Origin of the sequence: Micromonospora sp. WMMD754, assembly GCF_049315235.1 — a bacterium.
GTDB lineage: Bacteria > Actinomycetota > Actinomycetes > Mycobacteriales > Micromonosporaceae > Micromonospora > Micromonospora sediminicola.
Genome location: NZ_CP186058.1, coordinates 1,007,335 through 1,023,960, shown reverse-complemented (window position 1 = coordinate 1,023,960; position 16,626 = coordinate 1,007,335). Strand labels below are relative to the sequence as shown.

Here is a 16,626-nt window from a genome sequence, read left to right as displayed (position 1 = left end):
AGGAGACGAAACACATGGCAATTGGCACCGTCAAGTGGTTCAACGCTGACAAGGGCTTCGGCTTCATCACCCCGGACGACGGCGGCGCCGACGTCTTCGCCCACTTCTCGGCGATCCAGACCTCCGGCTACCGGAGCCTGGACGAGAACCAGCGGGTCGAGTTCGAGGTGACCCAGGGCCAGAAGGGCCCGCAGGCGGAGAACATCCGTCCGCTCTGATCTTCGGATCAACCGGCACCACCACCGTGCCCCGTCGGGCGTGGTGCACGGGCCGGCCCGCCGCGCCGCCCTCCCGTTCGCGGGACGTGGCGCGCCGAGGCGGGCCGGCCCGTACCCTTTTCGGTTCGTGCTTGTGACCACCGGTGACGCCGGTGACGCGCCGGCTCCCGGCGCCCTTCCTCGACACGTGCCGCCTCGAGGAAGGCTTTCCGCATGACCGTGAGCACCACTGCGCCCACTTTCGCCGACACCGGCCTGGCCCCGGCGCTCGTCGCCGAGTTGACCCGGCAGGGCATCACCGCGCCGTTCCCGATCCAGTCGGCCACGCTGCCCGACTCGCTGGCCGGCCGGGACGTGCTCGGTCGCGGTCGCACCGGCTCCGGCAAGACGCTGGCGTTCGGGCTCCCGCTGCTGCACCGCACGGCCGGTCACCGGGCCCGCCCCGGCCGCCCGCTCGCCCTGGTCCTGGTACCCACCCGGGAACTGGCCCAGCAGGTGACCGCCGCGCTCACCCCGTACGCGGGCGCGCTCAAGCTGCGGTGCGCCACCGTGGTCGGCGGGCTGTCCCTGACCCGTCAGGCGGACGCGTTGCGCGCCGGCGCCGAGGTGCTGGTGGCGACGCCCGGCCGGCTGCACGACCTGATCGACCGGGGTGACGCCCGGCTGGACCAGGTGGCCGTCACCGTGCTGGACGAGGCCGACCAGATGGCCGACATGGGCTTCCTGCCGCAGGTGACGAAGCTGCTGGAGCAGGTCGCGCCGGGCGGGCAGCGGATGCTGTTCTCGGCCACCCTGGACCGGGGCGTGGACCGGCTGGTCCGGCGCTTCCTGACCGATCCGGTGACGCACTCGGTCGACCCGGGCACCGCCACGGTGACCGCGATGACCCACCACGTGCTGCACCTGGAGGCGGAGGACAAGCAGACCGCGCTGGCGCACATCGCCGCCCGCGAGGGCCGCACCATCGTGTTCATCGCCACCAAGCACCGCGCCGACCGGGTGGCCCGGCAGTTGCTCTCCAAGGGCGTACGCGCGGCGGCGCTGCACGGCGGCAAGTCGCAGCCGCAGCGCACCCGGATCCTGGAGCAGTTCCGCACCGGACTGGTCACCGCGCTGGTGGCCACCGACGTGGCCGCGCGGGGCATCCACGTGGACGGGCTGGACCTGGTGGTCAACGCCGACCCGCCGACCGAGGCGAAGGACTACCTGCACCGGGGCGGCCGGACCGCCCGCGCGGGGGAGTCGGGCACGGTGGTCACCCTGGTCCTGCCGGAGCAGCGTCGGGACGTCGCCCGACTGATGAGCACCGCCGGGATCAACCCGCAGACCACCCGGGTACGCGCCGGGGACGCGGAGCTGGGCCGGCTGACCGGGGCGCGGGAGCCCTCCGGCGTGCCGGTGACCATCACGCCGCCCGCCGCCGCGCACCCCGCCCCGGCGACCCGGCCCCGCCGCCGCCCGCGTCGCCGCTGACCGGCCGTTTTCCGGTGGTCCTTCCCGGCGTCGCCGACCGGTAGTTCGCCGGCGTCCCGGACCGGTCGCTCCGCGCTGCCCGCTGAGTCGGGGATCAGCGGATGTTCAGTCGGGTGGCCGACTGTCCGCTGCCGGCCGGGCGACGATGCTGAGTCCCGGGGCGGTCCGGGGGGACCAGCCGGATGCGGAGGGGCGGCCATGGCGGGTGACGCCGGCCCGGGCGGTGCCCGGGAGGTGCTGCTGGTGCTCGCGGTCGCGGGCGCCGGTCTGGCGCTTGCCGTGGTGGCCGCGTTCGGCCCGTGGCACCCGGCCGTGGACGGTCCCCAGGACCGTGGCGCGGCCCGCACGTTCAACCCTGGGTGATCCGCACTGTCGACCGGATCGAGGATGTCACGCAGTGTGACGTCCTCCGGCGACTGTCCGGTAGGAACGCATATACCGCTGAGGCATACATATGCCTCAGCGGTATATCGCCTCGGAGGGATGCCTTCGCCTGTGGGGCACTCACCACAGACGAGCGTCCCGACACGACCGCCGGGGGCGCGAGCAGCCGGGCGGGGCCCCGGCACCGGGCCCCGCCCGGCGTCAGGGCGCCGGCGCGCGGTCCGCCAGCAGGTCCGCGAGCGTGGTCCGGTCCACCACCAGCGCGATCGCCCCGTCCACCGCCAGCCACACGTCCCGCAGGCCGGTGGCCACGCCGTGGTAGCCGGTCCGGTCGGCCGGCATCCCCCGGACGCTGGTGAGCGCGCCCCCGACCGCGCGGAGCACGTCACCGACGCTGATCTCCGCCGGCGGCCTGGTCAGCGCGTAGCCGCCCTCGGTGCCGCGATGGCTGTGCAGCAGCCCGGCCCGCCGCAGGTCGAGCAGGATCCCCTGGAGGAAGCTGAGCGGGATGTCCTGGCTGTCGGCCAGACTGGCCGCCTTGACCAGCTCGCCGCCGCCGGCACCCCCGTCGCCGGCACCCCCGTCGCCGGTGGACCCGGCGGCGGCGACGGCGAGCATGGCCCGGAGCGCGTAGTCGGCGCGCGCGGAGATGTACACGGCGTCAGTTGCCGGCCTGGTCCAGCACACCCCAGCGGCGGCGGATCGCCTTGTCGGCCGCGCCGAACGCGGTGTCCACCAGCAGGCCCACCACCAGGATGACGATCATGATGGCCATCAGCCGGGGCGCCTCGCTCAGCTCACGGGCGTAGGTGAGCTGCGCGCCGATCGAGGTGCGGGTGGCGATGACGACCAGCAGCTCGCCGGCCATCAGGCTGCGCCAGGCGAACGCCCAACCCTGCTTGAGCCCGGCCACGATGGCGGGCAGCGCGGCCGGCGCGATCACGTACCGGTAGAGGTTGAGCCCCCGGGCGCCGAGGTTGCGACCGGCCCGGACCAGCAGCGGCGGCACGTAGTCCACGCCGTGGATGACGCCGTTGGCGACGGACGGCGCGGCGCCCAGCACCACGACGAAGAAGATCGCCTGCTCGCTGAGCTGGAACAGCAGGATGGCCAGCGGGAACCAGGCGATCGACGGCATGGTCTGCAACGCGGTGATCATCGAACCGAGCGCGGCGCGGAGCACCTTGACCCGGGCCACCCCGAGACCGAGCAGCAGGCCGACCGCGACCGCCGCGGCGAACCCGACCGCCGCACGCCGGGCGGTGGTGGCCAAGCCCTCCCAGAGCGCCGAGCTGAGCAGGTAGTCCCCGAGGTCGCCGAAGACCACCGCCGGGCCGGGCAGCGCCCACGGCTCCTTCCACCCGGACCAGACCACCGCCTGCCAGATCGCGACGGCCAGCGCGAGCGCGGCGAACTTCGGCCAGGTGGCCGACCACAGGCGGCGGACCCGGGACGGGCCCTTCTCCCGGCCGGCGATCTCCAGCGCGTCCAGACCGGAGATCTCCGCGTCGGTACGCGCCGAGGCGGCGAGGGTGTCACTGGCCATGGCGGCCCACCTCCTTGCGCAGCCGGTCGGTGACCTCGGCGGCGATGGCCGAGACCTCCGGCGAGTCGATCCGCCGGGGCCGTGGCACGTCGACCCGGGTGGAGTAGATGATCCGGCCGGGTCGGCTGGACAGCAGCACGATCCGGTCGGCGAGCCGGGCCGCCTCGCGCACGTTGTGCGTGACGAACAGGACGGTGAGCTTGCGCTCGCCCCAGATCCGCTCCAGCTCGTCGTGCAGGATGTCCCGGGTCATCGCGTCGAGCGCGCCGAACGGCTCGTCCATCAGCAGCACCGGGGTGTCCAGCGCGAGCGTGCGGGCCAGCGCGACCCGCTGCCGCATGCCGCCGGAGAGTTGGTGCGGACGCTTGCGGCCGAAGTCGGACAGGTGGACCGTACGCAGCAGCTCGGCCACCCGCGCCTTGCGCTGGTCGCGGGGGAGCCCGCGCAGCTTCAGCGGCACCTCGACGTTGCCCTCGACGGTCGACCACGGGAACAGCGCCGGCTCCTGGAACATCAGGCCCGGGTTGACGCCCTCGCCCAGCTCGATCGTGCCGCCGCTGATCCGGTCCAGGCCGGCGACCAGGTTGAGCAGCGTGCTCTTGCCGCAGCCGGACGCGCCGACCAGGCAGACGAACTCGCCGGGCGCCACGTCCAGCGACAGCCCGTCCAGCGCCAGGACGGCCTGCTCGCCCTGGCCGTACACCTTGGTCACGCCGCGCAGCGCGACCGAGCCGGTCGCGCCGCGCGGGGTCGTCGTGGTCGACGTCACGGCTGGGTGACCTCGGGCTTGCCCTGCGCCTTGAGCACCTCGTTGAGGTACGTCAGGTCGTAGAGGCCGTTCAGGTCGACCGGCTGGGTCAGCCCGACCGCGACGGCGTGGTCCAGGCCGGCCTTCAGCGAGGCCGCGATCGGGTCGTTGGTGAACTCCAGCGTCGGCCAGGCCTGCTTGATCAGCTTGACGTCCAGCGGCTTGCCGGTGATCTTGCCGATGTGCTCGGAGATCGCCTGCTGGGCCTCGTCCGGCTTGGTGTTGACGAACTCGTTCGCCGCGACCTGCCCCTCGACCAGCTTCTTCACCACGTCCGGGTGCGCCTTGAGGAACTTCGTGCTGACCAGCAGGTTCGTGATGACGAACTTCTTGTCCGGCCAGAGGTCGCGCTCGTCGACCAGCACCTTGCCGCCGGCGTTGACCAGGCGGGAGACGAACGGCTCCGGCACCCAGGCGCCGTCGATGGCGCCGCTGCCGAACGTCTCGACGGTCTGCGCGTTCTCCTGCGGGACGACCTTGACGTCGCCGCCGCCCTCCTTGGTGGTCTGCAGGCCCTTCTCCTTGAGCCAGTAGCGCAGCGCGACGTCCTGGGTGTTGCCGAGCTGCGGGGTGGCGATCTTCTTGCCGCGCAGCTGCTCCACCGAGGTGATGCCGGGCTTGACCACCAGCGCCACGCCGCCGGACGCGGCGCCGGAAACCACCCGGACCGCCTCGCCCTTGGACTTGGAGAAGGCGTTCACGGTCGGGTTCGGACCGATGTACGTGGCGTCGAGCGCGCCGGAGAAGACCGCCTCGATGGCCGCCGGGCCGGCGTTGAACGTCTTCGTCTCCAGCGTGACGTCGCCGCCCAGCTTCTCCTTGAAGATCCCCTTCTCCACGCCGACCACGGCGGGCGCGTGGGTGATGTTGGGGAAGTAGCCCAGGCGCAGCGTCACCGGGCCGGAGTCGCCCGCGGCGTCGCTGTCGTCGCCGCAGGCGGCGGTGGCGCCGAGCGTGGCCGCGCCGACCACGGCCAGGGCGGCCAGGGTGGCCAGGCGGCGCAGGGGGAGCCGTCTCATCACATGTCCAATCCGCAGTATTCCTATTTAGTTGGTAGGAAGAGTGGGGCAAGCGGCCGCCGCCGTCAAGACCCGTCCCGCGACAGTCCACCGTTCGGCCGGGGCACACCGCCGGTGCGGTCGGTACGGAGGCGCTAGTGTCGATCTCGTGCCGACGCGCAGAGCGAAGATCCCAGCGACGAAGTACCCGGTCGAGCGGTTCGTCCTCGACAACGGCCTGCGGGTGGTGCTCACGCCGGACCGCAGCGCCCCGGTGATCGGGGTGGCGGTGGTCTACGACGTCGGCATCCGCTCCGAGCCGGAGGGGCGCACCGGCTTCGCCCACCTCTTCGAACACCTGATGTTCCAGGGCTCGGAGAACCTGGAGAAGCTGGCCCACTTCCGGCACGTGCAGGGCGCCGGCGGCACGTTCAACGGCTCCACCCACCTCGACTACACCGACTACTTCGAGACGCTGCCGAGCAACGCCCTGGAACGGGCGCTGTTCCTGGAGGCCGACCGGATGCGCGGCCCCCGGCTGACCGAGGAGAACCTGCGCAACCAGGTCGACGTGGTCAAGGAGGAGATCCGGGTCAACGTGCTCAACCGGCCGTACGGCGGCTTTCCCTGGCTCACGCTGCCCCCGGTGATGTTCGACACCTTCCCCAACGCGCACGACGGCTACGGGTCCTTCGACGACCTGGAGTCCGCCACGGTGGCCGACGCGGCCGACTTCTTCCGCCGCTACTACGCCAGCGGCAACGCCGTGCTCGCGGTCAGCGGCGACATCGACGTGGCCGAGGCGACCACCCTGATCGAGCGGCACTTCGGCGACGTGCCGGCCCGCCCCGCCCCGGAGCGACCCGACTTCGCCGAGCCGGACCTGACCGCCGAGCGGCGCAGCACGTACACCGACGCGCTGGCCCCGCTCCCGGCCGTGGCGGGCGCCTGGCGGGTGCCCGACCCGATCGGCGACTTCACCGGCTACCTGCCCTACGTGGTGCTGGCCGAGGTGCTCACCGACGGCGACGCGTCCCGGCTGGTCGAGCGGATGGTGCAGCGGGACCGCTCGGTCACCGGGCTGGGCGGCTACCTCGGCTTCATGGGCGACCCCTTCGACGTCCGCGACCCCACCGCGCTGCTGCTCCAGGCGCACCTGCCGCCCGGTGGCGACGTCGACAAGGTGCTGCGCACCGTCGACGAGGAGCTGGACCGGCTGGCCACCGACGGGCTGACCGAGGGAGAGCTGGCCCGGACCCAGGCCCGGATGGCCACCCACCTGCTGCGCGACACCGACGCGGTGCTCGGCCGGGCGCTGCGGATGGCCGTCCTGGAGCAACAGCGCGGCGAGCCGGGCCTGCTCAACGAGCTGCCCCGGCTGGTCGGCGAGGTGACCGAGGAGCAGGTCCGCGCCGCCGCCGCCACCCTGCGGCCCGAGCGCCGCGCGTCCGTCGAGGTCGTCGCCGGAGGTCTGAAATGAGTACGCCGACCACCGTCCGGCCGCTGCCGGCGCTCGGACCCAACCGTCGCCTCAAGGTGCCGAAGCAGGCCGAGCGCACGCTCGGCAACGGCCTCACCGTGATCGCGGTCCGGCGGCCCGCCGTACCGCTCGTGGAACTGCGCCTCTGGATGCCGTTCGGGCGCGCCCACCTGGCCCGCGGCGCCATGCTGGCGCAGACCGTGCTCGCCGGCACCGAGGCACACAGCGCCACCGAGATCGCCGCCGAGCTGCAGAAGGTCGGCGGCGGGCTCTCCGCCGGCGTGGACCCGGACCGGCTGATGCTCTCCGGCGCGGCCCTGGTCACCGGGCTGGACCGGGTGCTGGAACTGCTCGCCGAGGTGCTCACCGGCGCCACCTACCCGGGTGACTGGGTCCAGACCGAGCGGGACCGGCTGGTCGACCGGATCCAGGTGGCCCAGAGCCAGCCGTCCCACCTGGCCCGGACCGCGTTGCTCAAGCGGGTCTACGGCCGCCACCCGTACGCGGTGCAGACCCCGGAGCCCGACCAGGTCCGGGCGGTCCGCCCGGCCGCGTTGCGCCGGCTGCACGCCGAGCGGGTCCACCCGGCGGGCGCGGTGCTGGTGCTGGTCGGCGACGTCCAGCCGGAACGGGCACTGGACGCCGCCGAGCGGGCGCTCGCCGGCTGGCGGGGGGACGGGCACACCGCCGAGCTGCCGTCCGCGCCGCCGCTCGAACCAGGCCCGCTGGTGCTGGTCGACCGGCCCGGCTCCGTGCAGTCCTCGCTGCGCCTCGCGCTGCCCGCGGTGCCCCGCACCCACCCCGACCACGCCGCGTTGCAGCTGGCGAACCTGATCTTCGGCGGCTATTTCTCCTCCCGCTGGGTGGAGAACATCCGCGAGGACAAGGGCTACACCTACGGCCCGCACTCGCTGGTCGAGCACTCGGTGGCCGGGTCGGTGCTGGTCGCCGGCGCCGACGTGGCCACCGAGGTGACCGCGCCGGCGCTGGTGGAGACGCTGTACGAACTGGGCCGGCTGGCCACCGTGCCGCCGAAACCGGAGGAGCTGGAGCAGGCCCGTCAGTACGCGCTCGGCACGCTCCAGCTCGGCATGTCCACCCAGGCCGGTCTCGCGTCGCTGACCAGCGCGTACGCCGGCAACGGGCTCCGGCTGGACTTCCTCGCCGAGCACGCCGCCCGGCTGGCCGCCGCGACGGTGGACGACGTGGCCGAGGCGGGGGCCCGCTACCTGGCCCCGGCCCGGGCGGTCACCGTGGTGCTCGGTGACGCCGCCCGGGTGGCGGACTCGCTGGCCGTGCTGGGGCCGGTGCGGACGGAGACCCCGTGACGGGGGGCGGCCGGTGACCGGCGAGTCCGCGCCGCCGCTGGCCCGGTCCACCCTGGACCGGGCCGCCCACCTGCGGACCGACCCGGCCTGGTTGGCCGAGGCCTGGGAACGGGCACGGGTGCTGGTGCTGGACTCGGCCGACGAGGGGCGCGCGCTCGTCCGGGGCGTGGCGGCCCCGCCCGAGCTGGTCCTGATCGGCCCCGGTGAGCTGCCCGAGGTGCCCCGCTCGGTACCGATGTTCCTCGGCGTCGAGCCGGACGGGGTGCCGGTCTTCGCGGTGGACGGGCCGCTGCCGGAGCTGCCGGGCACCCGCCGGGCGCACCTGCGCGAGGTCGGCCACCTCATGAGCGACCGGGACGCCGGCGTGTTCACCACCGCGTTGGCCCTGCTCAACTGGCACCTCCGGCACGAATACTCGTCCCGCACCGGGCACCCGACCCGGATCGACGAGGCGGGTTGGTCGCGGATCGATCCCGACGGCGACCGGGCCTGGCCGCGTACCGATCCCGCCATGATCGTGCTGGTGCACGACGGGGTGGACGGCCCGGACGGCCGGTGCCTGCTCGGCAACAACGCGGCCTGGCCGAACACGCCCGGGCTGCGCCGCTACTCCTGCCTGGCCGGCTACGTCGAGCCCGGCGAGTCGGCCGAGGCCGCCGTCCTGCGCGAGGTCCGCGAGGAGGTCGGCGTCGAGGTCGCGGAGATCGCGTACGTGGCCAGCCAGTCCTGGCCGTTCCCCGGCTCGCTGATGCTCGGCTTTCTCGCCCGGGCCGACGCCGACGCGCCGATCCGGGTCGACCCGACCGAGATCGCGCACGCCCGCTGGTTCAGCCGCCGGGAGATCGGTGCGGCGTTGGCCGACGAGCCGGTGACGGTGGACGGCGGGGACCGCCTGCTCCTGCCCCCGCCGTCGTCGATCGCGCTCTTCCTGGTGCACCGCTGGCTCGACGGCCACTGCTGACCCGCTCGGTCCGAGGTGCACGGTCCGTGACCGGCCCACCCGAAGAGTGGGATTGAGTGCGATATACCGCTGGGTCATAAATATGACCGAGCGGTATATCGCACTCGTCGAGGGTGACTGGGCGGCGAGCGCGACAGGACGATCCGCCGGCCACGCGTCGCGGGGTCCGGCGCGCGCGTCGCGCAACCTCGGCGTGGTGGAGTGGTCCGCAGCGGGTTGTTGCCGCCAGTTCGGCGAGGTGGCGGGCCAGGCGGATTCCGGCGGGCCGGGCCGGGCCGGCCGGGCCGGGCGGGCCGGGCGGGCCGGGCGGGCCGGGCGGGCGGGCCGGGCCGGGCGGGCCGGGCGGGCCGGGCGGGCCGGGCGGGCCGGGCCGGGCGGGCCGGGCGGACACGGTCCCGGCCCGGACCGTCGTTGCCGCGGCGGTCGCGGGCCGGGAACACGGGCCGTCATGGCCGGGTGAGGCGTGGAGCGCGGCGGGGGAGCCGGTCCGGCCACGACGGACGTCAGCGGCCGGTCATCCGCCGTCCCAGCGGTAGGGGTGGCCGGGCGCGGTCTCCTCGACGGGCAGCACCTTGACCCGGTGCCGGCCGGCGCGTACCGCACCGACGGCGGACAGGGCGCGGGCGAGCAGGAGGGCGGCGTCCCGGTCCTCCGCGTGCACGACCTGACGGCGGGCCTCCGGCGCGCTCGTCTCGTCCCGCAGGCGGCCCCCGCCCGCCCAGGCGGCGGCGATGTCGGCGTCGGCGGCGCTACGGATCTCGGTGCGGACGATCAGGAACCGCATGGTGTCCCCCGGAGAGCGGACGGATGCGCTGGAACTTCCACGTCACTCCCGCGTCATGTTACGCCCGCATGTCGTCCCAGCAAGTGAAACCGGCCGGCTCGACCGATCGGGGGACCCCAGGTCAGCACGGTTGTCGGGGATGGACACGCGAGGGGCCGTCGGCGTGACGCCGACGGCCCCCGGGCACTCGCCGGATCAGTTCAGGTCGAACCGGCCGTTCTTCGCCCCGGCGATGAAGCCGAGCCAACCGGCCCGGTTGAACAGCAGCACCGGCCCGCTCGGGTCCTTGCTGTCCCGCAGCGCCACGGTGGCCGGCCCGGTGCCGAGCGGCGCGACCTCCACGCAGTTCGAGGTCTGGCTGCGGGTGCTCTTGCGCCAGGCGGCGCCGGCGAGCTGCCCCGAGAGGGAGGTCGTGCTGGTGCGGATCTCGTTCATGGTCCTGCTCCTGATGTGGTGCTCCGATGGGAACGAGCGACGCCGGAGCGCGGGCGGTGTCCGCGAGGGATCACCGTTCCGTGGTGAGGCGCCCCGAGTCCCGGCGACGCTGGGTCGGCGCCGTTGCCGGCCCGTACGCCACCGTGGACTCGACTGCCGTGCCGGTCAGCCGTCCCGTCGCCTCGATCAACCAGGAGAGGGTGTCCGATGCGGAGAGTGCCGACGCGCATAGCCACTCGAACACCACTTTATAGCGATTTAGGGTGTTTACCTCGGTCGACATGACGTCGGTGAACCCACCTTCGATGGCCAGTGTCTCCGGATCGAGGGGATCGGCGAACCGGTAGACCGAGAAGGCGGTCGGCGGAAGGTACCAATCGCCCACCCGCGTGTCCCGCAGCAGCAGCCGCAGCGTCACGTTCGGCAGCAGGGCCAGCTCGCACAGGTGGACGAGCTGCTCGTGCAGCACCTCGGGCGGCCCCGCCCGCCGGCCGAGCGCGGCCTCCTCCAGCACCGCGGTGTAGCGGGGCACGTCGGGGGAGCGGGTCAGCAACGACTGGCGGGACTGCCGGGCGCGTACCTCGGTCTCCGGGTCCTCGGTCTCCGGGTCGCCGGCCTCGGCGGCCACCTGGGCCGCGGACATGATCCGGTGCCGGGCGTAGCCGGGAGTCTGCAACAGCCCCGGCACCAGCACCGGGTTGTACTCCGAGATCTCCGCGCAGCCGGCCTCCAGCTCGGCGAAGGCGCGTTGCTGCTGGGTCATCACCGGGAAGTTGCGCAGCCAGCCCCGCATGTCACCGGCCTCGTGGGTGATCCCGGTCAGCTCCGCGCGCAACTCCTCGTCGGCGCCGTAGAGCGTCAGCAGGACGTCGACGTCGTCCGGGTCGGGCCGGCTCCGGCCGTTCTCCAGCCGGGACAACTTGGATGCGGAGGCCCAGCCGATCCGCTCGATGACCTGGTCACCGGTGAGACCGGCCTGTTCGCGGAGCCGACGCAGCTCGGTGCCGAGTCGGCGACGGCGCAGAATCGGGCCTGGTGCGGCAGGAGGCACGGCGTCCTCTTTCCCGTCGACCGTCGCAGGACGCGACGGTAACTGTATGAAATTCGCCCCCCACGGTCAGTATGGACGGCGCGACCGGTGTCGGAGGTTCCGGCGAGGGCGTGTCACGAGACAAAAAGAGGACCGTGGAGAGCGCCTTCACCGGCGCCCGCCCCCGACGCGCCCGGAGTGGCGCACCCCCGCCGGAGGGAACCGATGCGCACCGTCCTGCGCCGCCCCGACTTCCGCCTCCTGTTCGCCGCGCTGGTGGCGAGCATGGCGGCGGAGTCGATCCTGCTGCTCGCACTGGCCGTCTGGGTGAAGGACCTGACCGGTTCGGACAGCATGGCCGGAGCGACCATCTTCGCCGTCATCGCGCCGATGGCGCTGGCACCGCTCGTCGGCTGGGTGGTCGACCGCTACCGCCGGCGGCCGTTCTTCATCGCCGCCAACCTGGTCGCCGCCGTGCTGCTCGGCCCGCTGCTCACCGTGCGGGACCGGACCGACGTCTGGGTGATCTACGTGGTCGCGGCGCTCTACGGCCTGTCCTACATCACCCTGACCGCCGTGCTCAACGCGCTGATCCGGCAGCTGGTGCCGGCCGAGTTGCTGCCCGACGCGAACGGCGCGTTGCAGACGGTCCGGCAGGGGCTGCGGTTGATCGGCCCGCTCGCCGGGGCCGGCGTGTACGCCGCCGTCGGCGGCTGGCTGCTGGTCACCCTGGCGATGACCGGGTTCCTGGTCGCCGCGGCGGTGGTCGGCCGGCTCCGGGTGCAGGAGAGCGGGCCGCCGCGACCGGTCCGGCGCGGCCCCGCCGAGCTGGGCGCGGGGCTGCGCCACCTGGCCGGCGAGGCAGCGCTGCGCCGGGCGCTGCTCGGGTACGGGCTGGGCTCGCTGGTGATGGGCTTCACCGAATCGTTGATCTTCGCGTACGTCGACCTGGGTCTGGGCCGCGACGCCGCGTTCGTCGGCGTGCTGGTCATGGTGCAGGGCGTCGGTGGCCTGGTCGGCGGCCTGTTCTCGGCCGCGGTGGTGCGCCGGTTCGGCGAGGTCGGCGCGCTGGCCGCCGGGGTGACGTTCTTCGGCCCGGCCGCGCTGGCGCTCGCGTACCCCCGGCTCTGGCTCGGGGTGGTGGCGCTGCTGCTGGCCGGCGTCTCGCTGCCGCTGACCATGGTGGGGTTGCACACGCTGGTCCAGCGGCGGACGCCGCCGGCGCTGCTGGGCCGGGTGACCGCCGCCTCGGAGGCACTGGTCAGCGGGCCGCAGGCGGCTTCGATCGGCACCGGCGCGCTGCTCGTCGGCGTGTTCGACTACCGGCTGCTGTTCGCCCTGGTGGGGGCGGTCACCACGGCCGCCGGCCTCTACCTGTGGCGGGGCCGCGGCCTCACCCCGCCGGCCGTGGGCGCGGCGCGTGTCCCGACCCCGCGCCGGCCGCTCGACGACGAGATGCTGGCCACCGCCCGCCGACGCCGGGCCCCCTGAACGGCGACGAGCGGCCGTACCCGGAACCGGGTACGGCCGCTCGCGCGGCGTGGGCAGGTCAGCCGGGCAGGCTGGCCAGGTGCTGCTTGACCTGGTTGATCGAGGGGTTGGTCAGGGCGCTGCCGTCGTCGAAGCGCAGGGTCGGCACCGTCTGGTTGCCGCCGTTGACGCCCATCACGAACTCCGCGGCCGCGGTGTCCTGCTCGATGTCGACCACCTCGTACGCGATGCCCTCCCGGTCGAGCTGCGACTTCAGCCGGTGGCAGTAGCCGCACCACGGGGTGGAATACATCGTCAACATGGTCTGGTCCTCCAAGGGGTGGCTCGCGCCCGGTCCGATCAGGCCAGGCTAACCGCTGCAACGTCACACGATGCTGGGATGATTCCCTGCTGTGGGCGTTCACTCAGCGGCGGAACGGGTGCTGGCCGGTCTGGATCCGGAGCAGCGGTCCGCGGTGACCGCCCCGGCCGGCCCGGTCTGCATCCTGGCCGGCGCCGGGACCGGCAAGACCCGGGCGGTGACCTCGCGGATCGCCCACCGGGCGCTGACCGGCGACATCGCCGGCCGGCACGTGCTGGCGGTCACGTTCACCGCCCGCGCCGCGGCCGAGATGCGCAGCCGTCTCACCGTGCTCGGGGTGCAGGGCGTGCAGGCGCGCACCTTCCACGCCGCGGCGCTGCGGCAGGTCCGCTACTTCGCGCCCCGGCTGCTCGCCGGCCGGGCCATGCCGGAGCTGCTGGACAGCAAGGTGCGGGTGGTCACCCTGGCCGCCGCCAAGGTGGGCCTGCGCGCCGACCGGGCCGCCGCGCGGGACCTCGCCGGCGAGATCGAGTGGGCGAAGTCGTCCCTGGTCGAGCCCGGGGAGTACGTGGTGGCCGCGGCCAAGGCGCTGCGCGAGACGCCGTACGAGCCGGCCCGGGTGGCCGAGGTGTTCGACGCGTACGAGCGGCTCAAGCGCGGCAACGGGGTGATCGACTTCGAGGACATGCTGCGCGCCGCGGTGTGGGGCATCGAGGAGCACCCGGACGTGGCCGAGCAGGTGCGCAACCAGTACCGGCACTTCGTCGTCGACGAGTACCAGGACGTCAACCCGCTCCAGCAGCGGCTGCTGGAGGCCTGGCTCGGCGGTCGCGACGACCTGACCGTGGTCGGCGACGCCAGCCAGACCATCTACTCGTTCACCGGCGCGACCTCGTCGTACCTGGTCGACTTCCCGCGCCACCACCGGGGCGCGACGGTGGTCCGGCTGGTCCGCGACTACCGTTCGACCCCGCAGGTGGTGGGGCTGGCCAACGCGGTCATCGCGCAGGCCCGGGGCGCCGAGGCGCGGCTGCGGCTGGAGCTGCACGGCCAGCGTCCACCCGGCCCGGAACCGGAGCTGCGGATCTTCACCGACGAGCCGGCCGAGGCCAACGCGGTGGCGGCCCGCTGCCGGGCGCTCGTCGCCGGTGGCACCCCGGCCCGGGAGATCGCGGTGCTGTTCCGCACCAACGCGCAGTCCGAGGCGTACGAGAAGGCGCTCACCGAGGCCGAGGTGCCCTACGTGCTCCAGGGCGCGGAGCGGTTCTTCGAGCGGCCCGAGGTGCGCCAGGCGATGATCGCGCTGCGCGCCGCCACCCGGTCGGTCCCCGGCGGGACGCCGCTGCGGGCGGCCGTCGTGGAAGGGCTCGCCGCGGTCGGCTGGGCACCGGACGCGCCCCCGGCCGGCGGCGTCGCGCGGGAGCGCTGGGAGGCGCTCGCCGCGCTGGTCCAGCTCGCCGAGGAGTACGCGGCCACGCCCGACCTGCTGCCGATCGGCGAGGCCGCGGCGGTGGAACGGCAGCGTGGCCTGGCCGACTTCACCGAGGAACTCGCCCGGCGGGCCGCCCAGCAGCACGTGCCCACCGTGGAGGGGGTCACGCTGGCCTCGCTGCACTCGGCCAAGGGCCTGGAGTGGGACGCGGTGTTCCTGGTCGGGCTCGCCGAGGGCACGTTGCCCACCACCTACGCGAAGACCCCGGAGCAGGTCGAGGAGGAGCGGCGGCTGCTCTACGTGGGGATCACCCGGGCCCGGGAGTGGCTCTGGCTGTCGTACGCGACGGCGCGCTCGCCCGGCGGCCGGGCGCGGCGCCCGTCCCGCTTCCTGCCCCAGCTGGACCGCTCGGGCGGCGGCGAGCGGGCCGCCGCCGGGCCGGCCCGGCGCGCCGAACGGCGCCGGCCCCAGGTGGTCTCGTGCCGGATCTGCGGCGCCACGCTGCTCGCCGGCGCGGACCGGAAGCTGGGCCGCTGCCCCACCTGCCCGTCCGACCTGGACGAGGAGCTGTACGAGCGGTTGCGCGAGTGGCGGCAGCGGGTGGCCGGCGCGCAGAAGGTGCCGGCGTACGTGGTGTTCACCGACGCCACGCTCACCGCGTTGGCGGAGCGGAAGCCGGCCCGCACCGAGGACCTGGTCGCGATCGCCGGGATCGGGCCCCGAAAAGTGGGGCTTTACGGGGATACGGTGCTGGCCCTGGTGGCCGGCGCAGCGGTCGACGACGTCTGCCCGCAGAAAACTTTCGAAATCTAGCCGTAAATCGTTTGCCCTCGCCCGCGGGCGAGGAATAGCCTCAGGACACACCTCGCGAGCAGCGCCGTTCTGGCTGCTCAAGGGGGATGAGTCCATGGTCGGCACGAGGAAAGTCAGGGAGGTGGCCCCAATGGAGATCTACACCTACGAGCGTCCGGCGGCGATGCCAGCTGCCGGCGTTCCGCTGTCGGCCGTGCGGGTGGCCCTCGCCGCCCGACCGTCGGCTCCGCAGGTGCACCAGGTCCGGGTTCAGGCCGAGCTGAACCTGACCGTCGCGCCGCTCACCGGAGTCGAGGGGACCAGTGGCTTCACGGGCATGGACATCGATGGCGGCAAGAAGCGCACGGATGTCCGCGGCGTTCCACCTCGAGGTAGACCGGTCTGATCCACAGACCACCGGCTCACCTCGAGGCCGCGGAACCCGCATACCGGGATCCGCGGCCTCAGTTTTTTGCCCGTCGAAGTACGTCGGAAATGCGATCCACGAGATCGAAGTGAGAGAGAGGTGACCGGAGGATGAGTCTGGCGTTGGCCCCACTCGACGTGAGCGTCGAGGTGGAGGCGAACCTGCCCTGCCGGAAGTTCGACCCCGACCTGTGGTTCTCCGACTCGCCCGCCGAGCTCGAGCTGGCCAAGTCGCTCTGCGGGGACTGCCCGCTGCGCGTCGAGTGCCTGGCCGGGGCGGTGGAGCGGGCCGAGCCCTGGGGCGTCTGGGGCGGCGAGATCTTCGAGCGTGGCGCGGTCGTCCCGCGCAAGCGGCCCCGTGGCCGGCCGCGCAAGGAGGACCTCGCCCGTGACGCCCAGCTCCGGGTCGAGGCGGAGGCGCGACTGGCGGCCAGTGGGCTGTCCGAGTCGCGCAGCGCCGTCCGACTGGCAGCCTGACACACCTGCGTTCCGAAAACCGACCGATGCCGGTGTCCCTCCACCGGCCGACCTGAGAGAGAAAACCGATGCTGCACCTGCCGAACGGAACCGAGATGCAACTACTCCACGAAGCGTTGTCCCGGGCTCGAATGCGCCGGCCTCAGGCCGGTCGCACCACCACGAGCACTGAGGCAGCCCGTTCCGCCCGTACCGTCGCCATGCGGGGTCGTAGCCAGTCGGCCCGCGACCTGGGCGTTCTCTAGTACCACCACGATGACGA

Annotated in this window: 18 protein-coding genes; 10 read left to right on the top strand and 8 right to left on the bottom strand. The window is 73.6% G+C overall.

Features of this window, described 5'->3' with window-relative positions:
* Positions 1-14 precede the first annotated feature (14 nt).
* The 3 genes from cspE (at position 15) to ACN27B_RS04810 (ending at position 2,054) form a co-directional block, all read left to right on the top strand.
* Entirely contained in the window at positions 15-218 is a 204-nt protein-coding gene (cspE, locus tag ACN27B_RS04820; protein ID WP_013288421.1) for a transcription antiterminator/RNA stability regulator CspE, read from the top strand.
* A gap of 213 nt (positions 219-431) precedes the next feature.
* Entirely contained in the window at positions 432-1,691 is a 1,260-nt protein-coding gene (locus ACN27B_RS04815) for a DEAD/DEAH box helicase (RefSeq protein WP_245666141.1), read from the top strand.
* A 198-nt stretch (positions 1,692-1,889) separates the two neighbouring features.
* Positions 1,890-2,054 (top strand): hypothetical protein, encoded by a 165-nt coding sequence (locus ACN27B_RS04810; protein ID WP_172967924.1) that lies wholly within the window; start codon positions 1,890-1,892, stop codon positions 2,052-2,054.
* Positions 2,055-2,276: 222 nt separating this feature from the next.
* On the opposite strand, the gene ACN27B_RS04805 is transcribed toward ACN27B_RS04810, so the two are convergent.
* The 4 genes from ACN27B_RS04805 to ACN27B_RS04790 are packed head-to-tail and all read right to left on the bottom strand — an operon-like array spanning position 2,277 to position 5,448.
* The gene (locus tag ACN27B_RS04805; protein WP_422743664.1) at positions 2,277-2,732 is read right to left on the bottom strand and encodes an RrF2 family transcriptional regulator; all 456 of its coding nucleotides are present in this window, start codon (positions 2,730-2,732) and stop codon (positions 2,277-2,279) included.
* 4 nt (positions 2,733-2,736) lie between these two features.
* Complete coding sequence (locus ACN27B_RS04800; protein WP_099163762.1) at positions 2,737-3,621, bottom strand: ABC transporter permease; 885 nt, start codon at positions 3,619-3,621, stop codon at positions 2,737-2,739.
* The gene (locus ACN27B_RS04795; RefSeq protein WP_099163763.1) at positions 3,611-4,390 is read right to left on the bottom strand and encodes an ABC transporter ATP-binding protein; all 780 of its coding nucleotides are present in this window, start codon (positions 4,388-4,390) and stop codon (positions 3,611-3,613) included. The genes ACN27B_RS04800 and ACN27B_RS04795 overlap by 11 nt, the downstream gene beginning before the upstream one ends.
* Positions 4,387-5,448 (bottom strand): ABC transporter substrate-binding protein, encoded by a 1,062-nt coding sequence (locus ACN27B_RS04790; RefSeq protein WP_422743661.1) that lies wholly within the window; start codon positions 5,446-5,448, stop codon positions 4,387-4,389. The genes ACN27B_RS04795 and ACN27B_RS04790 overlap by 4 nt, the downstream gene beginning before the upstream one ends.
* Before the next feature lie 148 nt (positions 5,449-5,596).
* Between ACN27B_RS04790 and ACN27B_RS04785 the strand changes: the two genes are divergently transcribed.
* From ACN27B_RS04785 to nudC, 3 genes are read left to right on the top strand one after another with little or no spacing between them, the layout of a single operon-like run.
* Positions 5,597-6,907, top strand: coding sequence for a M16 family metallopeptidase (locus ACN27B_RS04785; protein WP_422743659.1), 1,311 nt, complete (start codon positions 5,597-5,599; stop codon positions 6,905-6,907).
* A complete protein-coding gene (locus ACN27B_RS04780; RefSeq protein WP_099163766.1) occupies positions 6,904-8,235 on the top strand; it encodes a M16 family metallopeptidase in 1,332 nt (443 codons plus the stop codon). Before ACN27B_RS04785 ends, ACN27B_RS04780 begins: the two co-directional genes overlap by 4 nt.
* Positions 8,236-8,248: 13 nt before the next feature.
* Positions 8,249-9,196, top strand: a complete 948-nt coding sequence (nudC, locus tag ACN27B_RS04775) for an NAD(+) diphosphatase (RefSeq protein WP_099163767.1) — start codon at positions 8,249-8,251, stop codon at positions 9,194-9,196.
* A gap of 514 nt (positions 9,197-9,710) precedes the next feature.
* Here the strand turns inward: nudC and ACN27B_RS04770 are convergent.
* The 3 genes from ACN27B_RS04770 to ACN27B_RS04760 all read right to left on the bottom strand — a co-directional run bounded on the left by ACN27B_RS04770 (position 9,711) and on the right by ACN27B_RS04760 (position 11,466).
* The gene (locus tag ACN27B_RS04770; protein WP_091570759.1) at positions 9,711-9,980 is read right to left on the bottom strand and encodes a hypothetical protein; all 270 of its coding nucleotides are present in this window, start codon (positions 9,978-9,980) and stop codon (positions 9,711-9,713) included.
* Positions 9,981-10,175: 195 nt separating this feature from the next.
* Positions 10,176-10,415 carry a DUF397 domain-containing protein gene (locus ACN27B_RS04765; protein WP_091570763.1) on the bottom strand — a complete coding sequence of 80 codons (240 nt, stop codon included), beginning with the start codon at positions 10,413-10,415 and terminating at the stop codon, positions 10,176-10,178.
* A gap of 70 nt (positions 10,416-10,485) precedes the next feature.
* Complete coding sequence (locus ACN27B_RS04760) at positions 10,486-11,466, bottom strand: helix-turn-helix domain-containing protein (RefSeq protein WP_091570767.1); 981 nt, start codon at positions 11,464-11,466, stop codon at positions 10,486-10,488.
* Positions 11,467-11,670: 204 nt separating this feature from the next.
* On the opposite strand from ACN27B_RS04760, the gene ACN27B_RS04755 reads away from it, so the two are divergent.
* A complete protein-coding gene (locus ACN27B_RS04755) occupies positions 11,671-12,936 on the top strand; it encodes an MFS transporter (RefSeq protein ID WP_099163769.1) in 1,266 nt (421 codons plus the stop codon).
* A 58-nt stretch (positions 12,937-12,994) separates the two neighbouring features.
* On the opposite strand, the gene ACN27B_RS04750 is transcribed toward ACN27B_RS04755, so the two are convergent.
* Positions 12,995-13,237, bottom strand: coding sequence for a mycoredoxin (locus ACN27B_RS04750; protein WP_091570776.1), 243 nt, complete (start codon positions 13,235-13,237; stop codon positions 12,995-12,997).
* A gap of 91 nt (positions 13,238-13,328) precedes the next feature.
* On the opposite strand from ACN27B_RS04750, the gene ACN27B_RS04745 reads away from it, so the two are divergent.
* From ACN27B_RS04745 to ACN27B_RS04735, 3 genes are all read left to right on the top strand, one after another.
* Positions 13,329-15,482 carry an ATP-dependent DNA helicase UvrD2 gene (locus tag ACN27B_RS04745; RefSeq protein WP_099163770.1) on the top strand — a complete coding sequence of 718 codons (2,154 nt, stop codon included), beginning with the start codon at positions 13,329-13,331 and terminating at the stop codon, positions 15,480-15,482.
* A gap of 130 nt (positions 15,483-15,612) precedes the next feature.
* Positions 15,613-15,867, top strand: coding sequence for a hypothetical protein (locus ACN27B_RS04740; RefSeq protein ID WP_099164913.1), 255 nt, complete (start codon positions 15,613-15,615; stop codon positions 15,865-15,867).
* Positions 15,868-15,998: 131 nt separating this feature from the next.
* A complete protein-coding gene (locus ACN27B_RS04735; protein WP_073828771.1) occupies positions 15,999-16,364 on the top strand; it encodes a WhiB family transcriptional regulator in 366 nt (121 codons plus the stop codon).
* Positions 16,365-16,626 lie beyond the last annotated feature (262 nt).